Source organism: Oscillospiraceae bacterium, assembly GCA_009780275.1.
Taxonomy (GTDB): Bacteria; Bacillota; Clostridia; order Oscillospirales; family UBA929; genus WRAI01.
Map to the genome: position 1 here is coordinate 92,409 of WRAI01000003.1, position 20,370 is coordinate 112,778.

23 protein-coding genes are annotated in these 20,370 nt (G+C 48.8%); 2 read left to right on the top strand and 21 right to left on the bottom strand.

Annotated elements, in window-relative coordinates; all coding sequences use genetic code 11:
- Window positions 1–22: 22 nt before the first annotated feature.
- From FWE06_01940 to FWE06_02005, 14 genes are all read right to left on the bottom strand, one after another.
- A complete protein-coding gene (locus tag FWE06_01940) occupies window positions 23–541 on the bottom strand; it encodes a FumA C-terminus/TtdB family hydratase beta subunit (protein ID MCL2545942.1) in 519 nt (172 codons plus the stop codon).
- A 27-nt stretch (window positions 542–568) separates the two neighbouring features.
- The gene (locus tag FWE06_01945; protein ID MCL2545943.1) at window positions 569–886 is read right to left on the bottom strand and encodes a hypothetical protein; all 318 of its coding nucleotides are present in this window, start codon (window positions 884–886) and stop codon (window positions 569–571) included.
- Between the two features lie 40 nt (window positions 887–926).
- Window positions 927–1,784, bottom strand: a complete 858-nt coding sequence (locus FWE06_01950) for a hypothetical protein (GenBank protein MCL2545944.1) — start codon at window positions 1,782–1,784, stop codon at window positions 927–929.
- Between the two features lie 128 nt (window positions 1,785–1,912).
- The gene (gene trxA / locus FWE06_01955; protein ID MCL2545945.1) at window positions 1,913–2,230 is read right to left on the bottom strand and encodes a thioredoxin; all 318 of its coding nucleotides are present in this window, start codon (window positions 2,228–2,230) and stop codon (window positions 1,913–1,915) included.
- Window positions 2,231–2,320: 90 nt separating this feature from the next.
- Window positions 2,321–3,343: a Sec62 family protein translocation protein gene (locus FWE06_01960; protein ID MCL2545946.1), complete on the bottom strand. Its 1,023-nt coding sequence runs from the start codon at window positions 3,341–3,343 to the stop codon at window positions 2,321–2,323.
- A 41-nt stretch (window positions 3,344–3,384) separates the two neighbouring features.
- Window positions 3,385–4,518: a bifunctional histidine phosphatase family protein/GNAT family N-acetyltransferase gene (locus FWE06_01965; GenBank protein MCL2545947.1), complete on the bottom strand. Its 1,134-nt coding sequence runs from the start codon at window positions 4,516–4,518 to the stop codon at window positions 3,385–3,387.
- Window positions 4,512–5,423 (bottom strand): dihydroorotate dehydrogenase, encoded by a 912-nt coding sequence (locus tag FWE06_01970; GenBank protein MCL2545948.1) that lies wholly within the window; start codon window positions 5,421–5,423, stop codon window positions 4,512–4,514. The genes FWE06_01965 and FWE06_01970 overlap by 7 nt, the downstream gene beginning before the upstream one ends.
- Window positions 5,420–6,136: a dihydroorotate dehydrogenase electron transfer subunit gene (locus FWE06_01975; GenBank protein ID MCL2545949.1), complete on the bottom strand. Its 717-nt coding sequence runs from the start codon at window positions 6,134–6,136 to the stop codon at window positions 5,420–5,422. The genes FWE06_01970 and FWE06_01975 overlap by 4 nt, the downstream gene beginning before the upstream one ends.
- Window positions 6,137–6,209: 73 nt before the next feature.
- Window positions 6,210–6,761, bottom strand: a complete 552-nt coding sequence (locus FWE06_01980) for a hypothetical protein (GenBank protein ID MCL2545950.1) — start codon at window positions 6,759–6,761, stop codon at window positions 6,210–6,212.
- Between the two features lie 33 nt (window positions 6,762–6,794).
- Complete coding sequence (locus FWE06_01985; GenBank protein ID MCL2545951.1) at window positions 6,795–7,730, bottom strand: hypothetical protein; 936 nt, start codon at window positions 7,728–7,730, stop codon at window positions 6,795–6,797.
- Between the two features lie 57 nt (window positions 7,731–7,787).
- Complete coding sequence (locus FWE06_01990) at window positions 7,788–8,438, bottom strand: ribulose-phosphate 3-epimerase (GenBank protein ID MCL2545952.1); 651 nt, start codon at window positions 8,436–8,438, stop codon at window positions 7,788–7,790.
- 114 nt (window positions 8,439–8,552) lie between these two features.
- Entirely contained in the window at window positions 8,553–9,497 is a 945-nt protein-coding gene (locus FWE06_01995; GenBank protein ID MCL2545953.1) for a hypothetical protein, read from the bottom strand.
- A gap of 138 nt (window positions 9,498–9,635) precedes the next feature.
- A complete protein-coding gene (locus FWE06_02000) occupies window positions 9,636–10,400 on the bottom strand; it encodes a hypothetical protein (GenBank protein ID MCL2545954.1) in 765 nt (254 codons plus the stop codon).
- A gap of 219 nt (window positions 10,401–10,619) precedes the next feature.
- Entirely contained in the window at window positions 10,620–11,471 is an 852-nt protein-coding gene (locus tag FWE06_02005) for a ribokinase (protein MCL2545955.1), read from the bottom strand.
- A gap of 119 nt (window positions 11,472–11,590) precedes the next feature.
- Here FWE06_02005 and FWE06_02010 point away from each other — a divergent pair, with 119 nt between their 5' ends.
- The gene (locus FWE06_02010; protein ID MCL2545956.1) at window positions 11,591–12,238 is read left to right on the top strand and encodes a hypothetical protein; all 648 of its coding nucleotides are present in this window, start codon (window positions 11,591–11,593) and stop codon (window positions 12,236–12,238) included.
- The gene (locus FWE06_02015; protein ID MCL2545957.1) at window positions 12,219–13,280 is read left to right on the top strand and encodes a branched-chain amino acid aminotransferase; all 1,062 of its coding nucleotides are present in this window, start codon (window positions 12,219–12,221) and stop codon (window positions 13,278–13,280) included. The genes FWE06_02010 and FWE06_02015 overlap by 20 nt, the downstream gene beginning before the upstream one ends.
- A gap of 121 nt (window positions 13,281–13,401) precedes the next feature.
- On the opposite strand, the gene FWE06_02020 is transcribed toward FWE06_02015, so the two are convergent.
- The 7 genes from FWE06_02020 to FWE06_02050 all read right to left on the bottom strand — a co-directional run.
- Window positions 13,402–13,800 (bottom strand): hypothetical protein, encoded by a 399-nt coding sequence (locus FWE06_02020; protein ID MCL2545958.1) that lies wholly within the window; start codon window positions 13,798–13,800, stop codon window positions 13,402–13,404.
- Between the two features lie 206 nt (window positions 13,801–14,006).
- On the bottom strand, window positions 14,007–15,563 hold the full coding sequence (locus tag FWE06_02025; GenBank protein MCL2545959.1) for an AraC family transcriptional regulator: 1,557 nt from the start codon (window positions 15,561–15,563) through the stop codon (window positions 14,007–14,009).
- Window positions 15,564–15,630: 67 nt separating this feature from the next.
- Complete coding sequence (locus FWE06_02030; GenBank protein MCL2545960.1) at window positions 15,631–16,098, bottom strand: GyrI-like domain-containing protein; 468 nt, start codon at window positions 16,096–16,098, stop codon at window positions 15,631–15,633.
- 289 nt (window positions 16,099–16,387) lie between these two features.
- The gene (locus FWE06_02035) at window positions 16,388–17,413 is read right to left on the bottom strand and encodes a Gfo/Idh/MocA family oxidoreductase (GenBank protein ID MCL2545961.1); all 1,026 of its coding nucleotides are present in this window, start codon (window positions 17,411–17,413) and stop codon (window positions 16,388–16,390) included.
- 126 nt (window positions 17,414–17,539) lie between these two features.
- Window positions 17,540–18,358, bottom strand: coding sequence for a sugar phosphate isomerase/epimerase (locus FWE06_02040; GenBank protein MCL2545962.1), 819 nt, complete (start codon window positions 18,356–18,358; stop codon window positions 17,540–17,542).
- Between the two features lie 64 nt (window positions 18,359–18,422).
- Complete coding sequence (locus tag FWE06_02045; GenBank protein MCL2545963.1) at window positions 18,423–19,712, bottom strand: hypothetical protein; 1,290 nt, start codon at window positions 19,710–19,712, stop codon at window positions 18,423–18,425.
- A gap of 9 nt (window positions 19,713–19,721) precedes the next feature.
- A partial coding sequence (locus FWE06_02050; GenBank protein MCL2545964.1) for a hypothetical protein occupies window positions 19,722–20,370 on the bottom strand: 649 nt, incomplete at its 5' end.

The following is a 20,370-nucleotide window of genomic DNA, read 5'->3' on the forward strand; positions in this document are numbered from 1 at the left end:
CCCCAACGCTGCTAGCTTCTAATTACTCATTAAACACACTCTTCCCGAATTTATCAACGCCTACAATCAGTGGCATATCTTTCACCGTCAGCCGCCTGATTGCCTCACATCCCAAATCTTCAAAAGCGATGACCTCGCATGCCGTCACGCATTGCGCCATCAGCGCCCCGGCGCCACCGACAGCACAGAGATAAAATGAACCTGTTTCTTTCATGGCATCCACAACTGCCTGGCTGCGCGAACCTTTGCCAATTGTCGCGACCAAACCTTCACGCAACAATTGCGGTGTAAAAGCGTCCATACGCTCGGCCGTCGTCGGTCCGCACGAACCGATAATTTTACCCGGCGGCGTTGGCGTTGGCCCGGCATAGTAAACTACGCTGCCTTTCAATTCAAAGGGCAGCGTTTCATTTTGTGCCGACATAGCAATCAACCGCACATGAGCAGCGTCACGTGCGGTGTAAATCGTGCCCGATAAGGCTATCATATCCCCCGCCCGCAAATCGGCACAAGGTAAATTTTCAACAGCGATGTATTGCATAATGTTCGCCTCAATTTCGGCTAATGCTCACTTGGCGCTTTTTGCGTTTACAAGCTCGTCCCTAGTAATTCTTGCTAACGCACATAATGCTTTCGCATCTGAAAAGTCTGTAACAATATAACTATTCTCGTTTATACCTATTTCAAGTTTTATATTATTAGCACTCAGAAAAGAGTCACCGGCTACGGTCTTTTTCAAATACCATCTGCCGCTATCACCCATTCGCGTGCAAATAATGCCTAGATTTACGCCGTCCAAGACAATGTTATGTGTACCGACCATCGACTTTGCTTTAACCTTACCTGCGCCTTTTAATTTATCAAGTACAAAGTCTTTGAAATCCATATTGCACCTCTAATAACATGAATCAGCAGCCCATTAAACGTCAATCAAACGTATCCAATGCCATCGGTGTGGCAATGCCCTCAGGGCGCACCGCCTCAACCTGCTGTGACACAATGTCCAGCATTTCCGGCATATTGGCAAGCAATTCTAAGAACTGCTTGGCCCGTGCCGTGATCTGGTTGGTTTCCTGCGCTGTCTGCGTCTTTACGCCGCGGATGACTTCCTGTGCCTCACGCAACAGCTCCTCCAAGGCCAAGCGAATCTGCGCCGCGTTATACCGCGCCTCGCGCTCAATCGCTTCAGCGCGATGATACGCCATCGACTCGGCATCCAAGCTGGTCTTAACCTTGCTTTCTAATGTTTTCAATGCCAGCCGCAGTTTTTTAATCTCATCTTTACGTTGCTCGGCACGCTGTCGTACTTCGCGGTAATTGTCGGCATTGACCGCCATTTCGCGCTCCAACTGCTCACGAATGGAGATATGCGCATCAATCTGCCGCCCCATACGCTCAATTTCATCTTTCTGTTCATCGATTTTTTCCAGCAGTTCTTCGTCCGGCTCGGATACAAACGTCTGCGCCGGCGCGCTGACAACTTTCTCGACCGGCACTTGAACAATTTTTTCAATCACTCGCTCAACAGGCACTTCAACGATTTTCTCAACAACTTTTTCAACTACCCGCTGTTCGGGCTGCTGTTGCGCTAACTTCTGCTTCAACGCCTCGCATTCCTGTTTCAACTTATTATGCGTCATTTGCAAGGATGCCGCGTACTGCTTATACTTGTCAATTTCCTTGCGGTTGGTCGTATGCATTTTAGTAATGTACTCGGTCACGTCTTTCTTGTCGAAACCGTTGAGTGCACTACGGAAATATTTTACCGGCGGTCTTTGCTCCACAAAAAGACACCACCTTTCTGTTACAATCTAAATTCCCCCTCCTTAGAGAGGTTCGATATGCCGCTTGCGTAGCACGCCGCAGACGGACGAGACACTCACCGACGATGAGCCATCGTCGCTACACCAAATTACAGATATTTATCAATCCAAGCCGCCAGCACCGCTTTTGATTTAGCGCCGACCGAGCGCTCAGCTTCCTGCCCGCTTTTGAAAATCACCAATGTCGGCACACTCATCACACCATACTTCATGGCTACTTCCATATGCGCCGATGTGTCCAACCCGCCAATGGCAATCTTGCCGTCATACTCAGCGGCCAGCTCGTTCAAAATTGGTTCTACCATACGGCAGGGCGCGCAGCCCGGCATCCAAAAATCAACCAATACCAACGGTTGCGCCGTAAATTGCTCAAAAGTTTCAGCAGTCAAGTCTACACATTTTGCCATGTCGCATCCCTCCTAAAAACACTTAGTGTTAAGCATACCACAAAACCTGTCGAAAAGTCAACCTAAAAATTGATTCTTTGACGAGAAAATTCAGTTGGCACGAATGTACTCAAACCAAACTCCGGGCATAGTTGTATGTTCCAGCCTGAGCGTATCGCCGCTAAGCAGCATGTTCCAAGTGGTTGCAGCAGCTGGCGAACCTTCCGGAAAGACTGACAACACACCATTGTCGACCAACCACGCAAAGCCGGGAACACTACCCATAGACGCCGTGCCGTCAGCATTAAAAACCCAGTACCCTCTGGTTATCGTTCCCAACAAATCCCAATCCCATGTACCGACCAAAGTGTCAAGCAGCCCACCGTCTGTTTCTACTGCAAACTCACCATCCGGCTGCTCAGGCGGCGCAATATTGCCAAATTCATCGTCAGGCGCGCCACTAACATCGGCCGGCGTAATGATAAACCTAAAACGGCGAAAATTCTCAGCCGTATAATGCAATCGAATTTGTCTCCAACCGTCAGGCACGTAAATGTCAACCGAATCATGGAGCATCGCACCGCCCAAAATCATATTTTGAATACTTGACCTACCCGCAGATACGCCATCGATATAAGCGTTCCAATCGCCCCCGTAAACGCGAAATGAGCCACTGCGATTGTTTTCAATGGTGAAATGCACAGCAATCCGCCCATCATTTCCCATCTCAACGTGCGTCAGCGTAAACGCGACGTTACGGTGTTCAGCCGTTTCACCAACTGTCACGTTGATAGTCGGCAAAAGCCAGCCAGGTACAACAAACCAAAGAAGAGCAAAGAAAATCGCAGCAAGCACAACAAGCGAGCCGAGACAGCCCAGGCAACCGCCAACTGTGCTTTTAACTGCCTTTTTGTCTGCTGCCATTTCAAAGGCTTTTCCATTAAGCACAACCTCATCGTTAATTGTTATCTCAATGGTATTATCATCGTGGTCATCAGGACCAACTTCGCCTTCAACCTCCGGCACAGCCGGAATCTTCACCGACGTATTGCAATATTTGCAGGTATAAATATTGTTCTCCACACCGTCAACCTCAAATGGCGCTGTGCAATTGGGACAAGTTAAAATTTTCATAATTTCCTCCATTATATCGCAGGGATGCACCGCTACAAACCCTAAATCCCCATCTCCATCTTTACCAATCTCTTCAGTTCGGCCTCTTCCGTACCCACCGGCACGAACCCGACCTTTTTGTACATGGCAATGGCACGTACATTGTTCTCAGCAACACGCAAATGAAGAACTTTGCGCCCCAGCGAGCGGTACAAACTGATAGCGTGCCCGATCAGCTGCGGTCCGATGCCTTTTCCGCGATGCGCCTCACTCAGCGCCACAAGTGCGATATGTCCCCGGCCCTCATCAGCCAAAAATGCTGTGTCCAGCACAACAAGACCGAGCACTTCACCGCCTTGGTCGCGTACCAACGTCACCGCTCGCGGATGCTGCATTGCACACCGCGCCGTCTCGGCCTGTGCTTGATCGGGATAATACCCTGTTGTCGAACTATACACTGCCATCCACGCTTCACGCCGAAGCATCTCGACAATATCATTCTCCTCCGGCAGCACCACCGGGTCGAAGCACAGCAGCATATCACTTTTCCCATAAATGCCCTTGCGCCACCACGCCTGCTTCTCAATGGTCGACAGTTCTCCCAAATGACTGTTGTCGCCGTAAAAATCAACCGTCATATCACCGTTGGCTGACACGTCGATTTTACTGACACCCGTGTTGTCGCAATGGCTTATCCCGTCGTACGCACCCTGAATCAACCCGATTGCGCACTTAATCGCAATGCCGTGACTGACAAGGGCAATCGCACCGGTATGTTTACGGCAAATGTCGCGTAAGCCCGCCATCATGCGTTCACCAACATCAACAAATGTCTCACCGCCTGTAATGGCAAAATCAACGCTCGGGGCGGTAAATAACGCCCACTCCCGTGGATAATCCCGTGCCACTTCACCCCATGTACGGTCTTCCCATATGCCAAGATTAATCTCGCGAAACCGCGCGTCAGCATTGACGGCCAACTCACGCGGCTCCGACAAATGCTCCGCCGTAAACCGCGCCCGCTGCAAGTCACTGGCATAGACAGCCGACAATTCAACGCCGGAAAATCGCTCGGCCAAAGCCTTGCACTGCAAATACCCATTGGGCATCGGCCGCCCATCGTAACTGCCATGCACGCGACGATAAATGTTGCCTTCGGCCTCACAATGGCGAATCAAATACATCGTACTTACCATGTATGCACGCTCCCCGTCAATGCCGCAATTGTTGTGTCGTGTGCCTCACAATACGCTTGCAAGTCATTGACCAAATTGACCGCCGCCAACGGCTCGGCAAACAACGCCGTACCGATGCCGACAGCATCCGCCCCGGCCAGCAGCATCTGCAACGCGCCATCCAAGTCGCACACACCACCCATACCTAAAATCGGCTTATCAACGGCATTTGCCGCTTGCCACACGCACCGCACGGCAACCGGCAGCACCGCCGCGCCAGACAGTCCGCCCACATTATTGCGCAACACAGGTCGCTTCGTCTGCGTATCAATCACCATGCCGGTCACGGTGTTAATCAGCGAAATGGCGTCAGCTCCGCCGTCAACAACAGCGCGAGCCATCAGCCCAATGTCAGCAACATTCGGCGACAATTTTATCACCACGGGTGCGTCCAACGCGTGATTTTTAACCGCCAATGCCACAGCTTTTGCCGCATCAGGGCTCGTACCGAAAACAATGCCGCCATCCTTGACGTTGGGACAAGAAATATTGACTTCAATCATATCCACGCCCGCATTGGCCAGTTTCCATGCCAACTCAGCATATTCATCCTCATGGTTGCCCGAAATATTGGCGATCACTTTTGTCCGAAACTGCCGCAGCCATGGCAACTCGTCTTGAATAAACGCGTCAACACCCGGATTCTGCAACCCCACGGCGTTCAGCATCCCACTCGGCGTCTCGGCGCAGCGCGGCGCGGGATTGCCGGCTCGCGGCTTTAATGTCATTCCTTTGACGCAAATGCCGCCAATATTATTTAGATCAAACAACTCGCTATATTCGCGCCCAAACCCGACACAGCCCGAATTCAGCACCACGGGATTGTGCAGTTCAACCCCCGCGAAATCAACAGCTAAGCGATTCATACATCCACCTCATCCGCCGCAAATACCGGTCCATCTTTACATACACGTTTATACGTACCACTCGATGCACACGCGCAAACCAAACACGCACCAATGCCGCACGCCATATGCTCTTCCAGCGACAGCCAACACGGCAACTTCTTCTCTTCCGCCCACACTTTCACTGCCCGCAACAACGGATGCGGCCCGCAGGCAAACACTGTTGCATAGTCATTTTTCTGCATCAATTGCTCTGCCGCATTTATGGCATTGCCATGCAATCCGATGCTGCCGTCATCGGTCGCCAACGCAACATGGCGGCAAGCATCGGTAAACTCCGACAACAAAATCACGCTCTCTTTGTTGCGAAACCCGCAGGCAATGTCGCAATCCATCTCCTGCGCCGTATACAGCAATGGCGGCAAGCCCAACCCGCCCCCAACCAAAAGCGCGCGCCCGTGGACCTGTGGAAACCCATTGCCAAACGCACCGCGCACAACAATTTCATCGCCCATGCCGCGCGCACTCAACCACTTCGTACCCTTGCCCTTGACGGCAAAGACCAGCAGCATCTCCTCACCCTCATGCGATGCAATGCCCAGCGGCCGCTCCAGCCAAAAACCATCGCATTTGACCATCACAAACTGCCCCGCTTTGCTCTCCTGCACCTCCGGCGTGTGCAGCCATAAGTAACAAGCCGCCGACGTGTGTTTCACCCGTAAAACTGTTGCCATAAAAATCTCCTGTTGTGCTGTAGGGGCGACCGACCTAGGTCGCCCGCCCCTACAATCAAAGTTATTTCTCTGTTTACTTCTTAGTACCGAAAATATCAATATTCAGCACTTCCAGCAACCACGCAGCAGCCATTACGCCCCATAGCAAGAACGCAATATAAACGCCCGCGCCTGCGGATACAATTGTTGTACCTCTCGACGAAACGCTATAAAACAACCATGACAATGGGAACAATAATCCCGCAATCGCCGCCGACAAGCAGAAGTTTTTTTGCTTGTCGCCTTTGAGCAACAACGCGCAAACAACCATAGCCAACATCGGCAGTATCATTAGCCAGAAGTAGCCAAAGCGTCCCGGTCCTTCTATAGCAGACTCAGGGAATATCATGCGCCAACCGCTGATAAACCTATCGGAACGCGGTGCAGGCGGAATAGTTACCCACGGAAAGAAGTACACCGGCAGCAGCAACAACCCCGCCGCAAACGAAATCAGCGCATTCAGCGAAAACTTGCTTGTTGCCAAATTCACCAAATCGTTGGCTGATACTTGCGCTTTCGGCGCAACATAACCGCATTCGCACGCGGTGTTTTCTGTGGCTTGTTTGCCACAACCCGGACAGAACATAGAATTTCCTCCTAAATTATGTAATATTTATCGTCAAAGCGGTTGCCCGCATTGCGAACACATGGTAAACGCTGAAAGGTTCCAGCCGCCACAGGCTTGGCACTGCGCCGTCGTCCCAACGTCAATCGGCGCGTCTATCCCTATCATCCCAATCGCCAACGCCTCTTGCTGCGCGCGCTTGCCGAACGCAACGCCCTTGATATCCAATACGCACAGCGTAACAATCCCCAGCCAAAGCACCAAATGCAAAATCACACCGATGCCTAACGAAGGCGCGCGCCCATCAAAACTACCTGTAATACTTTGTAAAAAACCGCCAAACGAATTGCTTGCGTCCAGCAAGGCAATCAAGCTGCCGTACGCACCAATAACAGCAACGCCGAGAATAAACTTCTTACTGCGTTTGGCAAACAAAACAGCCGCTGCCAGCGCAACCAGCGGTACAAACAACGCCACGCCCATGTTCAACGACTGCGGAATTCTAAACTCGCCCCAACTTATATCAATATTTTGGCCGATCACCGCACCAAAACCGGAAATATTGATCGCTCTCGAAGCCTCGGCTACACTGCCGTTCCAATGTGTATGAGCCGGCATCCGATATGTGACAACAGGCAGAAACAAACTGCCCAACAGCAAAATACACCCCACCAAAGCCAGCAACTGATACCGCGAAAACCCAAAGGCAGTTGCTATTTGCCCGGCAGGCATTTCAGCAATTTGCGGAACATGCAGGGGCGCATCCCCTACAAACGATTCGGCTTGCACAGTTTCAGCCTGCGGCACAATTTTTTCTTCCGCCGCAACCATAGCAAGCGGCTCAACCGGTGCTTGAAATTGCGGAATGCCTCCGGTCGAGGCCGCCGTTTCGATAGCCGGCGAAGGCGCAGCCTCTACGGGCGTTTCGGCAGCGCTCCCCTCTGGCGGCGCAAATGTAACAGGACGCTCAAACTTAGGCGTTTCACTCATGTATATATCGCTCCTTATTTGTTGTCAACAATATGTAGAGGCGGATGATTTCCTTTATTATAACACAGAATGCAGCGTTTGCAAAGCCTCTTTTATCGATCTGTCTTTGGGAAAGCAGTTCGCGCCCACAACAAGCCATTCCGCGCCATGCTCCGCACATAGTTTCGCATTATGCGCACCCACACTACCGTCAACTTGCAAAATAAACTCATGCCCATGCTTAGCGCGCAACTCACACAAAACATCCAAATTGCGTAGCGCCGATTCAATAAACGACTGCCCTGCAAACCCTGGCTCAACCGTCATGCACAGCACAAAATCAACGTGCGGCAAAACGCTTTCCAATACAGCTGCGTCGGTCGCCGGCCCGATAGCAATGCCTGCCTTTGCTCCCATTGCTTTAATCTCGTTGAGCAGTTTGATAGGGAAGTTGACAGCTTCATAGTGAAACGAAACCGCCGCCGCTAACCCTTTCAGCCGCGGTAAATACGTGCCCGGATTATCCAGCATCAAATGCACATCCAACGGCAACGCCGTCGCTTTCGCCATCGCCTCAACGACATGAAATCCAATGGCAATATTGGGTACAAAATGCCCGTCCATCACGTCAACGTGCAGCATTTCAACGCCTGCCACCTCCAATTCGGCAATATCCCGCGCCATATTCATCGGGTCGGCGCACAGCATAGACGGTAAAATAATTGGCATAAATTTTCTCCTTCGTATTTAGTAGAATTATACATTAACTTGCTAAAAAGTCAACAACACGCGCCATAAAAGCCCCACGGGTTCTAACGAGTGCAGCCCTTTGGTTCTGCTTGATTACTTTTGTGCGTCTCGGTTCAGTACCTTATTACCTAATTTTTTATCATGTTCTACTCCCTTTTTAATGTACTCTTCAAACTCTTCCTCTTTTATATTCTCCCTCGTTTTAGAGCAAGAGCCTCCGAAAACCTTCACCCCTACTGATATATCCTTACGAAATTCCTTTCTAAGCGGCTTATCATCCTCTTTCAGATAGTTATTGTATTTTTCAAGCAATTTACGCTTATCTTCGTCTTTAGCATCAAGTTCTTTCATTGAAGCCCAAAGATTTAAGTTAACACCTTGCTCTTTTCTTCTGCTAATAAAGTAATGTGCGAAATATGGCTCGTCTTGATTGCCCGGTGGCGGCAATATGCGCTCAAGATTTTTCGTTGTAAACGAAATGAACGTCCTAGTTACTTTGATAGGTTTGAACCCCTCAAATTTTTCCAAACACTTAACCATGCTCCACTCTTTCGAGAATAACGGATCCGTATTATCTTTGCTTTGCTCTATATCTTCCTTTCCATCGACATCAGCTATTTTTTCAATTTTCGCAATAATTTCGTCAATAAGGGCATCAATTATGCCGGCATCTTTCTTGCCGTCTTTTGAATCTAGCTTTTCCGCTTGGTAGAGCATAGCATAAATTTCTTTCATAGTATCATAGTCTGTCTCTTCATCTTTACAATCTTTATTCTTTTTATCTGTTTTCTCCAACAAGAACATATCGCCGGTGGCGACTACTGAATCCCAAGCTGGTGTGACAATGCTGCTTATTACGCCTGAGCCTCTATCTCTTAATAATTGTCCTATTTTTTTAAACTCATTGTTCAATGTCTCCCTTACCTCAATATTACGTTTTTTCTCTTTATGCTCCTCAACAAAACGATCAGTCAAAAGTGCAAGCAAAACACCAAAAAGACTTCCTATAAACGCATAGAGTATTTGCATAGCTTCCATATGCATTTTGTTCCTTTCTCTCTGATAATAGCTAAATATAAACTAAAAGTCTTGCAAGGCCAATGGCTAAGTCAATAACACGTGCCCTCCGCGTCCCACAGCAGTTTCCAAAGGATACAACTATTTATAGGGGTTCGGCTAACCAAGTGTTCCTCGTGCAAACTCAAGATTGGCGAGAAGTTCAAAAATGTCGGCTTCACTAGGAAAGTTATATAACCTCGTTCGGACGCGCAAATCCTCTATCTTAAAAACAAAATATGCCTGGAACATATTTCCGTCAACAGATAAATTGCCATCACCGGAATAAGTCATATAGTAAGCAATAACACTCTGCCTCCCCAAATTTGCAAATCGCTCCGTCACGTCAACCAACTCCGCACCCATAAATCGGTAGATTTCCAGTGACTCATAAAAACTGTCGCCAACGAATTCAATACTAAAATCGTACCTCAGCCGCTGTAAATCATCCATCACTCGTGTATCATAAGACACGCTGACAGAGTCTCCTTGACGTCCATACGATATGCCTGTCCAATCCACATTAATAGGGATTGGTGTCCGCTCAACCGTCGCAAGAAAACGTTCCATATGTTTTAACGTCTGTTCACCGTTATGTGTGTCGCGCAGGAATTCTTCCAATCCGGCCTCATCGTTGTTCAGCACCAACTCACGGAGTATTGGCAACTGCACGCTTGCGTCATTAAGACCAAAATGCCACGTTAACTCTGATATCGGCACATCTTCGTTGCCGCTAATATTTCCGCGGAAGTTTTCCGGCTCATCAAACATAAATTGCATCTGTTCATTCGGTGTTTGTTGCCCGCGCGTTAGACAAAAAGCAAGTGCACCGATAACAAGTAATACTGCAGCAGCTATTGGAATGTAAATTTTCTTGTTGTTCATGGTGCAAATCTTTCCTTTATATCAATTATGTTAAGTATAACGGATTTTTCCATCGTCACATTATGTGGATATGCTCGATTTCATGCAAACCGATATTGCCGATAAGTATATGACTGTCACGCAGTACAATAGCGTATACATGTTGTCCCTCAGCAGCAAACTGTTCTAATATTTTCTATACCATTCCGCTGTTCACAAGCAATATTTCTACATTTTGCATCACACACACACCTGACTGATATGTGTTGCCGCCAGCGCATTGGCAAACTTAACCGCCTCATCCAAACACTTTCCCTGCCAATATTTGACTGTAAATGCAGCTGTAAACACATCGCCCGCGCCCGTTGTGTCAACAACATCTACCAGCTCGGCAGCATGGTGCGTTGTCACGCCGTCATGGCGCAGTATGGCGCCTTTATCGCCCATCTTGATCAATAAAATCGGTGCGATATCATTCAACGCCGCCATCACCAACTCCGGATGTTCGTGTATGGAGTGACCAGTCAGTATCTGTGCCTCATGTTCATTCGGTGTAAAAACAGTTACACCTTTGGGGATGCACACCTGCGCCAATGGCAGCGCGGGCGCAGGGTCCATCACAACGGCAATCCCCAACGCTGCCGCCATCGTCACCGTATCCATCACAACGTCAAGCGGCAGCTCCCACTGCACTATGACAACATCCCACGGCTGCTGCAACGCTTCAGCAACCATCTCACGTGTAACACAATCATTTGCTCCAGCATAGACAACAATGCGATTCTGTCCTGCAAAATCGACGGTAATATACGCCGAACCCGTCGATTTTTGAGGTGTTTTTTGGATAAACTGAGTGTCAACCCCCATCTTTCGCAACGATTTCAGCATGGCCTCCCCATGCTCATCGTCACCCACACATCCAACCATGCCCGTATGCACGTCTAGTCTCGCACACACCGCGGCCTGATTGCCTCCTTTTCCGCCTGGGCAATAACGTACATCTCCTGCCCAAACAGTCTCTCCATCTAACGGTGCCCGCGCCACTGAGAATACGATATCATGATTAATACTACCTACAACAAGTATTCGCATGCTCCGCCGCCTTTCATGTTTTTACTTTATTATATACTCATTCCCCCAAAATTTCAACCTTGCAAAATCCAAAAGCTTGTGATAAAATGAGAAAAACTTTGCGGTGGAGGAATCTCGCCATGTTACAGGTCACACAATCCAACGTCATGAACTTCCCAAATGCCATACGCGGTGCGCGCAACCCCATGAACAGTTGGGCAAAATCGGATAGCTATGAAACACCAGACGGCGGCTATTTTCTGGGTCCGAATGACCTAAACTTAGCGTCGCGCCTATGCCGCGCCGGCAGCGACCATCGCAAATTTATGCGGCAAATTTTTGTCAGCGTTGATATCCTCGCGCCATTATACTGGTGGAAAGAGTTTGACACGTATAAAGTCGGCACAGTCGCCAACTCAACCTCAACGATGCATAAAATGCATTCCAAGCCGTTCTCCATCAGCGATTTCAGCTACGACCAACTCATCACTGAAAGCAGCACAATGATGCAAGAAATTGTCGAACATCTCGAAACGCTGCGTCTACGCTACCTTGACGGACGCGACAAACAAATTTGGTACACCATGATTCAATTACTGCCATCAAGCTACAATCAGCTTCGTACAGTAACACTGAACTACGAAAATTTAGTCAGCATGCATAACCAGCGGCGCAATCACAAACTAGCTGAATGGCACGTTTTTTGTGATTGGATTGAATCGTTGCCTTATGCTAATGAGCTGATTTTGATGAAAGCGAGTACGTCGGATGAACCTAACAATCACTAAAACAACAGCACCTAAAACCAAGCCGGAAATTGCCGCGCTAGGATTTGGCAGACATTTTTCCGACCATATGCTGGTTGTCGATTACGAGACAAGTGCAGGTTGGCACGACGCACGCATTGTGCCGTACGCACCATTTAGCCTTGATCCGGCAGCGATGGTTTTCCACTACGCACAAGAGGCGTTCGAAGGTTTGAAGGCTTACCCCACAGACGATGGCAGCATTCAGCTCTTTCGTCCGCAGGAGAATTTCAAACGATTTAATAAGTCTTGTGAGCGGCTGTGCATGGCGAAGATTGATGAAGATTTCGCGTTGGAATCACTCAAGGAACTGTTGCGTATTGATGCCGACTGGGTGCCGCGCGGCAAGGGGACAAGCCTATATATCCGCCCTTTTATCATTGCCACTGACCCGTTTTTGGGCGTTCGCGCCTCGCAACGGTACATTTACAGCGTAATTCTGTCGCCCGTGGGGGCGTACTACCCCGAAGGCTTGAATCCTGTAAAAATCATTATTGAAGTCGAAGACGTCCGCGCAGTGCGCGGCGGTACTGGCGCGGCTAAGATAGGCGGCAACTACGCCGGCACCATCCGCGCACAAGTCCGCGCACAAGAAAAAGGCTACACGCAAGTACTGTGGCTTGATGCGGTGGAACGCAAGTACATCGAAGAAGTCGGCACCATGCATATGTTTTTCCAAATCGGCAACGAGATTGTTACGCCGTCCTTAGATGGCACGATTTTGGAGGGCATCACACGCGATTCGGTCATTCATATGTTGCACGCTTGGGGGCATACCGTCATTGAGCGCAAAATCAGCATCGACGAATTGCATGAGGCGTTGCAAAACGGGCAGCTCAAAGAAGCTTTTGGCACGGGTACGGCAGCGGCGATTAGCCCTGTAGGACAACTGAGCTACCAGGGCGTAGATTATGCGGTTAATGCCGGAAAGACCGGTGAAATCGCGGCAAAGTTATACGATACACTAACGGGCATTCAGTGGGGACGTATTGTCGACCCGTATGGATGGACAATACGGGTATAATAGAGGCTTTTTCGGAAGTAGTAGCATTATTGTTATCAGCTGTGATTCCTATCAAACGATGATATTGAACTGACAGAATAGCAAAAATCACCCCGTACGGGGTGATTTTTATTCCACCACGCTATCGCACAGCAGGTGTTTGTGACGGCGAAGCCGACGGCATCACCGCCGGAGCAACTGTCGTTTTCGGTGTCGGCACAGTCGCCATAGGCGCAGCGCCAACCGACGGGTTGTTCGGCGTCGTAACGCGCGGATTTTGCCCTGCGTCACCGCCGCGAGTGTTGCCGTCAACACTTCGATCACGGGCCACACCATCACGGCGCATGCCACCACGATTTGCATCATCGCGTATGACGCCGTCGCGCGGCAACACGCCATCACGGCGATGTCTATCAACACGATGGCCATCATGACCTCTGTTGTCGCGGTTTGGGTCGTTAACATTTCCTCTATGCGCACACGCTGTCATTGTCACCATCAATGCCAAGGCAGCCAATGCTATGGTAATGAAACGCTTCATAGGTTCGTCCTCCAAATGAAATTATGGGCTTTGACTTTGAATCGCATTTAGTATGACGCATGATAAGATTTTGATACTGGAAATTTTTTTTGAACGCAAAATATTGGCTGTCACGACACAAGGCAATTTAAGATGTGGGGATAGTTTGCTTGGCGCTTTTTTATTGACATATAATAATCCTCCTGTTTCTTCCGAAAATATAAACATTACAATTCCGTCACCCGCAAGCTCTCCATCGTTACGGTTGAGCCGTATGCTGCGTTGACTCTCACAGGCGAACATATCTCGTAATCCGGCATTCGCGCAAGCAAGCTGATGTAGTCGTAATGGTCGCCAACGTGCCGCAATTCGCCGTTGACTTTGACCGACATGACCTCCTTGCCGATAATCCATTCAATGTCAACAAACTCATTATCAGGCAACCAACCACCGCGCTCGTAGCCGTGCTGCTTGCTGTTGGGAATATCGAAAATAATCAACCCGTCAGCGTTCTGTTTACGGTTCAATAACAACGCACCACAATGATAGAGAACGCACAAGCTCCCATTAGTTTTGGCACGAAGTTCGACTTTGATTGTACCGTTGAACCATTGCTCTGTACTCATGCCGGTAGTGTTTATTCCGCCATCGCCTACAGCTGCGGTAATGCTCATACAACTATTGTCATAAGCGACATTGGTGCGATTGCGCTTGGTCATTGTGGTCAAATCAATATCATAGACATTGCGCGGTGCGGCTTTCTCTTGTTTAGCAAGAGCTTTCTGCGCACTTTTGTCACAACGAGGGAATTCGGTAACGGTCAGCGACTTAATTGTGATTCTACTGCTATTCGCCGCCGAAATTCTCACGGGTGCAAGCATTTTACTAACTTCCGGCGATTGTTTGAGAATATCCATATAAGGCATATCGTCGCGCCGATGATACAGTTCACCGTCAACATAGACTTCCATGTAGTCGCCTTGGATAACCCATGAAATATCAACGAATGTGTCGGACGGAAGTGTCGGTTTGTCATGGAACGGAGTCCAAAAACCCGTTAGAATATCGTGGTCGTGGAATGGCTTTTTGCCCTCATGTTCGTGGATATGATTAAACATAACCCGCCCCATGAGGTAGTACAAAATAACCTCGTTGCCATCAGTCATAACCGTTGCGTCAATGCGTAACGGCAATGAATAGCTGTCGGTTGTTTGTAAGCACTCGCTGTTGTCGTCCATTGTCACGACCAAATTGCCTTTATCCATCCAATACTTTTGTGTACCCAATCCCCAAAAGTAATCATCACCGCATGAATGGTTTACGCTCGGTATAAGCGACTTTAAGTCAACTTTATGCTCATTGCGTGTGTAGCTTTTGCGTTTTTTTCGTGTGCTCATTACTTTTTCAACTGCTCCTTTGATTGTAATTTCAAAGACAAGGCGTGGAAATAGCTTTAATGTCGTGCCGTCATCTCGTGCGGCTGTCGGCGTAGTGCCGTGAAATTGACTAAACGCTCTTGAAAACGATGCGGGGGAATCGTAGCCATAACGTGTCGCGACATCGGTGATTTTATCATTTCCTATTTTAATATCACGCGCCGCAATAGTTAAACGCCGACAGCGTATGTATTCAGACAACGGCACTTGCGCCACAAACGAAAAGATACGTTGAAACTCCCACACAGAACAATTCATGTACTGTGCCGCTACCGAATAATCAATTTCGTCCGACAGATTATTTTCGATGTAATCAATCGCTTGATTCATGCACTTTTGCCAATCCATATTCTTACCTCTTACGATAATCAAAACTCCCCGCCACTTGGGATAACGGCGAGTTATTTGGAATGTTTTATTTTAGAAGAAACCATGCTTCGTTCGGCTTATTTTCCCAAAAGTATTCTATCTCAACTCCGGCGAGTTCATAACCCGCAGTTGGTAAATAATCAATGCAACGTCCCATAAAACTGCCGATGTCCTCGCCATCAGGTATATTAAATATAGCGTATGAGCCGTCGGGGACAGTTAAGATGTCAAGTTCTTCATCAAACGCTGCACCGTTGTATGGAAAGCCGATGGTATAATCGAATTCATCTTCGGGATTGACCGTGGGTGTGCCGGCAGCAGCTATTGAAATATCGAAAATATTGCAGTCCTTATCCGATGAATAATTTTTCTTGATTTTTTCGCACAACCCGAGAGCATCCCAAAATCCCCAAAATGCGCCGATTCCACCGTTGAAAACGCCGCTTGCCATTGTGAAGCGTTTTGTCTTGCCGATAACTTGAAACGCCCCTTTCTTTTCAATCCTGTATTCCATGACCTTTCTCCTTTAGATAATAAATTTGAAGCGTGAACTTCAATGAAAGTATAGCAAAGGAGTGGTAGCTTTACATTTCATTTGGTGTATTCTTATGCAAAGTATGTCCTTGTTTACTGATAAAAAATCCAGCCATGATTTCTCATGGCTGTGTAGAAAATATAAGCCTTCCTATCCACTTATAATAATCAAAAATACCCTTACGCTATAGCGTTATCACAGCACGAACCACACTTCTATCTGTCAAGTTTATAAAATTAGGGGCGGCAAAATGCCGCCCCCCTACGGTTTAATATTTCACTTTCACCCAATCACCATCTTTTTTGACCGATTCCATCTCCGCCATAGCAATGGCGATGGTATCGCGGCTTGACTCCGGCTTGTTTTCGGTGATAACTTCTTTGCCTGCCACCACGTTGACGAAATGTTTGAGCTCGCGGTAATAGCCGTCGCCTTGCGGCAAGTCTTGGGGAATATCTTTTCCGTCGGCATCATAGACGTTCAATACGCCACGGTCGAAGACAATGCAACCTTTTTCAAAATTCACGCGATACAACATACCGAAGCCACTGCCGTCCAATGCCCAGTTGTCTTGCGCCGAAGCTTTGAGATCGCCATCGGTAAAGCGGTAGTGCGCAGCAACAGCATCTGTGCCGCTGTGCGGGTTGACGTTGGCGGCAATGACCGATACTTCGGTCGGACGACCAAACGCCCAATGAACCATATCAACGTCGTGAACATGTTGGTCAAGCAGCGCGCCCCCCGACTTACCCTCGTGCAATAGCCAGTTTTGATACGACCAGCGCGGAGTTGAGCCGCCGCGATAAAACATACCCATCACAGGCTTACCGAGTTTGCCGTTTTGCACATACTCTTTCAGCACACAATACTCCGGCCAAAAGCGTAGACATTGCCCAATCATCAGCAGTTTGTTGTTGCGCTTAGCGGCTTCGAGCATTTTGTCGCATTGCTCCGGGTTAAGTGCCATCGGCTTTTCACACAACACGTTGAAACCCTTATTGAGCGCATAGACTGTCATTTCAGCATGCTCATACGTCGGCGTCACGATGTCAACATAGTCGAGTTCTTGCTCTTCCAGCATTTTTTTGTAATCAGTGTATTGTGCGTACTTCGAGAAGTCGTATTCACCTGCGCCCATTTCGAGGTTGCCAGCGATCGTGCCACCAAATTTACTTTCTTCAATGTCGCAAACAGCGACCAATTTGACAGGGAACCCCTCTGCTTCTAATTTGATGTAATTGTCGAGGTGGCCACGCCCCATAAACCCCAGGCCGATAAGTCCAACGCGAATCATATGTGTTCCTCCGTATTTTGTGTTAATATGTGATGCAGACAATATTGCCCGCAGGATCGCAAACGCTGAAAATCCTAATTTTTGCTTTTAACTCAACAGTCGAACATTCCTGCTTTATTATGCCCTCTACATTGCCATAATCGCATCAACAATCTTCGCCATTGCCGTTGCGCCAACGTGCGGGGCCTGATCGGTCGAAGCCGTTTCGCAAGTCAGCCAGCCGTCATAGCCGACGCCGCGTAGTGCCGCCATGACATTCAGCCAATTCACCGAGCCCAGTAACGGCCAAGTAAATCCAAACCAATCGCCACTGCCTGCCTTATAGTCTTTCAGGTGTACACGTTTAATATGTCCACCCAAAACGTCAATCCAGTGCTCAGGGTAGCCGATGTCAATAACGTTGCCGACATCAAAATACGCGCCTACATTGGGCAAATTCACACCCTCAATAAAATGACGAAATTCCAACGGGCTTAACAGAAACTTCTGCCAAACGTTTTCCAACGCGATGTTGACACCCAGCGGCTGTGCATATAAGCCTAGCTCAACAATGGCATTGCCTGCACGTTCATAAGCCGTTTGATAGCTCACGCTCTCGTCCACCATGCCCGGCAGCAACAGCACCGTATCGATACCCAACGACACCGCCGTGTTAATCATGCGCCGTGCCAAAGTGATAGCACGCTGCCCATCCTCGCCATTAGCTGTGATGGGCAAACCCATAAAGGCACTGCATGCCAACGCGTGCGGTGCAAAGCCAGCTTGCCGGCATTTGCCGACGATCATTTGAAAATCCATCTCGTTTGACTGGTCGTGCAAATACGCCGACGGGTCAGTCGCCATCGTCAACTCCACACCGTCAAATCCGGCGTTCTTGGTGGCGGCGAGCATATTGTCCAACCCGTAATCGCCGGGGAAACACCAAGTACTAAGTGCTTTTTTCATACGTTACCTCACAAATCCCTTGCCCTCGTAATATAGGGACGAACTATGTTCGCTTGTACAAGCGTTACAAATCCCGCAAGTCTCCGCAATCATGTGGCTGCGCCTTCACGTAGGTTTCCAACGACGCGCCACTATCATAAACGGTATCTTTCCATTTGTCAATAGCTGCTAACGGTAAAACCATGCCGCCGCTGGTTAAATAGCCGCCACGATTGACAACGGCTGCTAACCGCCTGTGCAGGCGACTGTTTTGCGGCAGTTCAATCTCGTTGAGTTTGCCATCGACTTTAAAGACAAAACGATTGTACGCTCCACTGTCGCGCCATGCCGGCACTTGGTAACAATGCTCTTGAATGCGCACCATTTCGCTCTCTTCCGGCGATAATATCAAACGCAATTGCGGCGTATAAAGCCAAGAGTAACAGCAAATGCCTTTGATGTCAATGTCAGGAAATGTCTCGTTGAAAAATTTGACGGCTTTCTTAAACGAATCGGCACAAGCATCTACCGTATAGCCCGGCCCCGAGGGAATATGAAACGCCAACAACACATCCCACTGTTTAAACGCAAGTTCATACTCACTCAAGTTGTGCCGCGACGGCTCACACTCAATAAACCCCAGCGGGTCAATCTTATGTGCAATTGTATACTTGCCCTCTTGTCGCACGGTCGTCTTGAACGCCTCGGGAAACGGACAGTTATGGCTGGTCAATAAGCCATCGGCCGTACAACCAACATTGTCATCTGCCAACACCAATATTTCACCTGTCACTTTATGCACGTAAGCACTATACGGATTATCGTAGCTTACCGGCTCAAAGGTTAAGTGCCCGCATCGGTTCATATATGGCACAACGCAGTTACAATTCCAGTGAAAGCTGTTCAGGCCCCAATGCCCATGCTCTTTTTTGTACTCATGTGCGCCATTGTTGAGGCTCTTAAAATTTCCGGTAATCCTGTCATAGTCAAGTTTGTACTGCGCAATGACAGGCAATGTCCGAAACGCCTCAGCGATTAAAATCACCATGGCAAACAAACCCTTATCGTCACCCATGGCCTGCGGTGTCACGCTATTGGGGCGTTCTGCCAAAAACGGCTTTGTACGCACGAAAATCGACCAATGCACAAATTGCGCCAGCGTGTGCAACGTCTCATCGGCTTCAATCGTCGCCTTAACATGCAAAATCGTCGCCGTCAATTCATCGTTAAAGGCGAACAGTTCTTGGTGCTCTAACAGTTCCTCATCGCGCCACAACACGCCACGAGGGGAGGGCGTAAAGCCCTCCCACAACGTAGCATAAGATTCAGGTAAATCAGTCAGTTTCGCACGAGTAATTGCTTCAATATAAGTCATAGGCTTAACTTAACTCACCAACGATCGATCAAACAGCCGCCACTGGCCAGCCCCGGGTAGCATCCTTGTCATAAACATCACGTCATCGTTGCGCGCAAAATAGAAGTATTCAATCATGTCAGTCGATGCGTGCTGCAATGCCAACCAGCCATAACTGGTGCTATACCATGTGCCGCTTTGTACCAGCCAAGAGCCACCATTTATCCATGTTCCATCGGCATTGATGGTCAATGCCTCACCCGCTGTCGGGTTCTGAGGTATCCATGTTCCCACCAAATCCATGCCGCGATTTTCAGCAACCATCCACGCACCGCCTTGCCACGCCGGCGGAGCAACAAATGTTACATCTTCCAACATGCGCACCATACCGGTAATCAGCTGTTGCGTATGGAAGTCAAGGTTCGGCGAGAAGATATAGCCGTACACCGGAATATTTTCAAAGCTGCTTGTGTTGCCCATAATGCCATGATAGTACAAGAACGACACCGCATCACGCGCCCAAGACGGAATGCCGCCTTGTCCGCCGCCAATGTGCCAATCATCAAATTGGCTCACCGGCGGGAAGCCTGTGGTGGTGTAGTTCAACACACTCATCATGCGCGCCAAACCAACAGCCGCTTGCGCGCACGTAAATGTGTAGTCGGGACCGAAGCCAAAC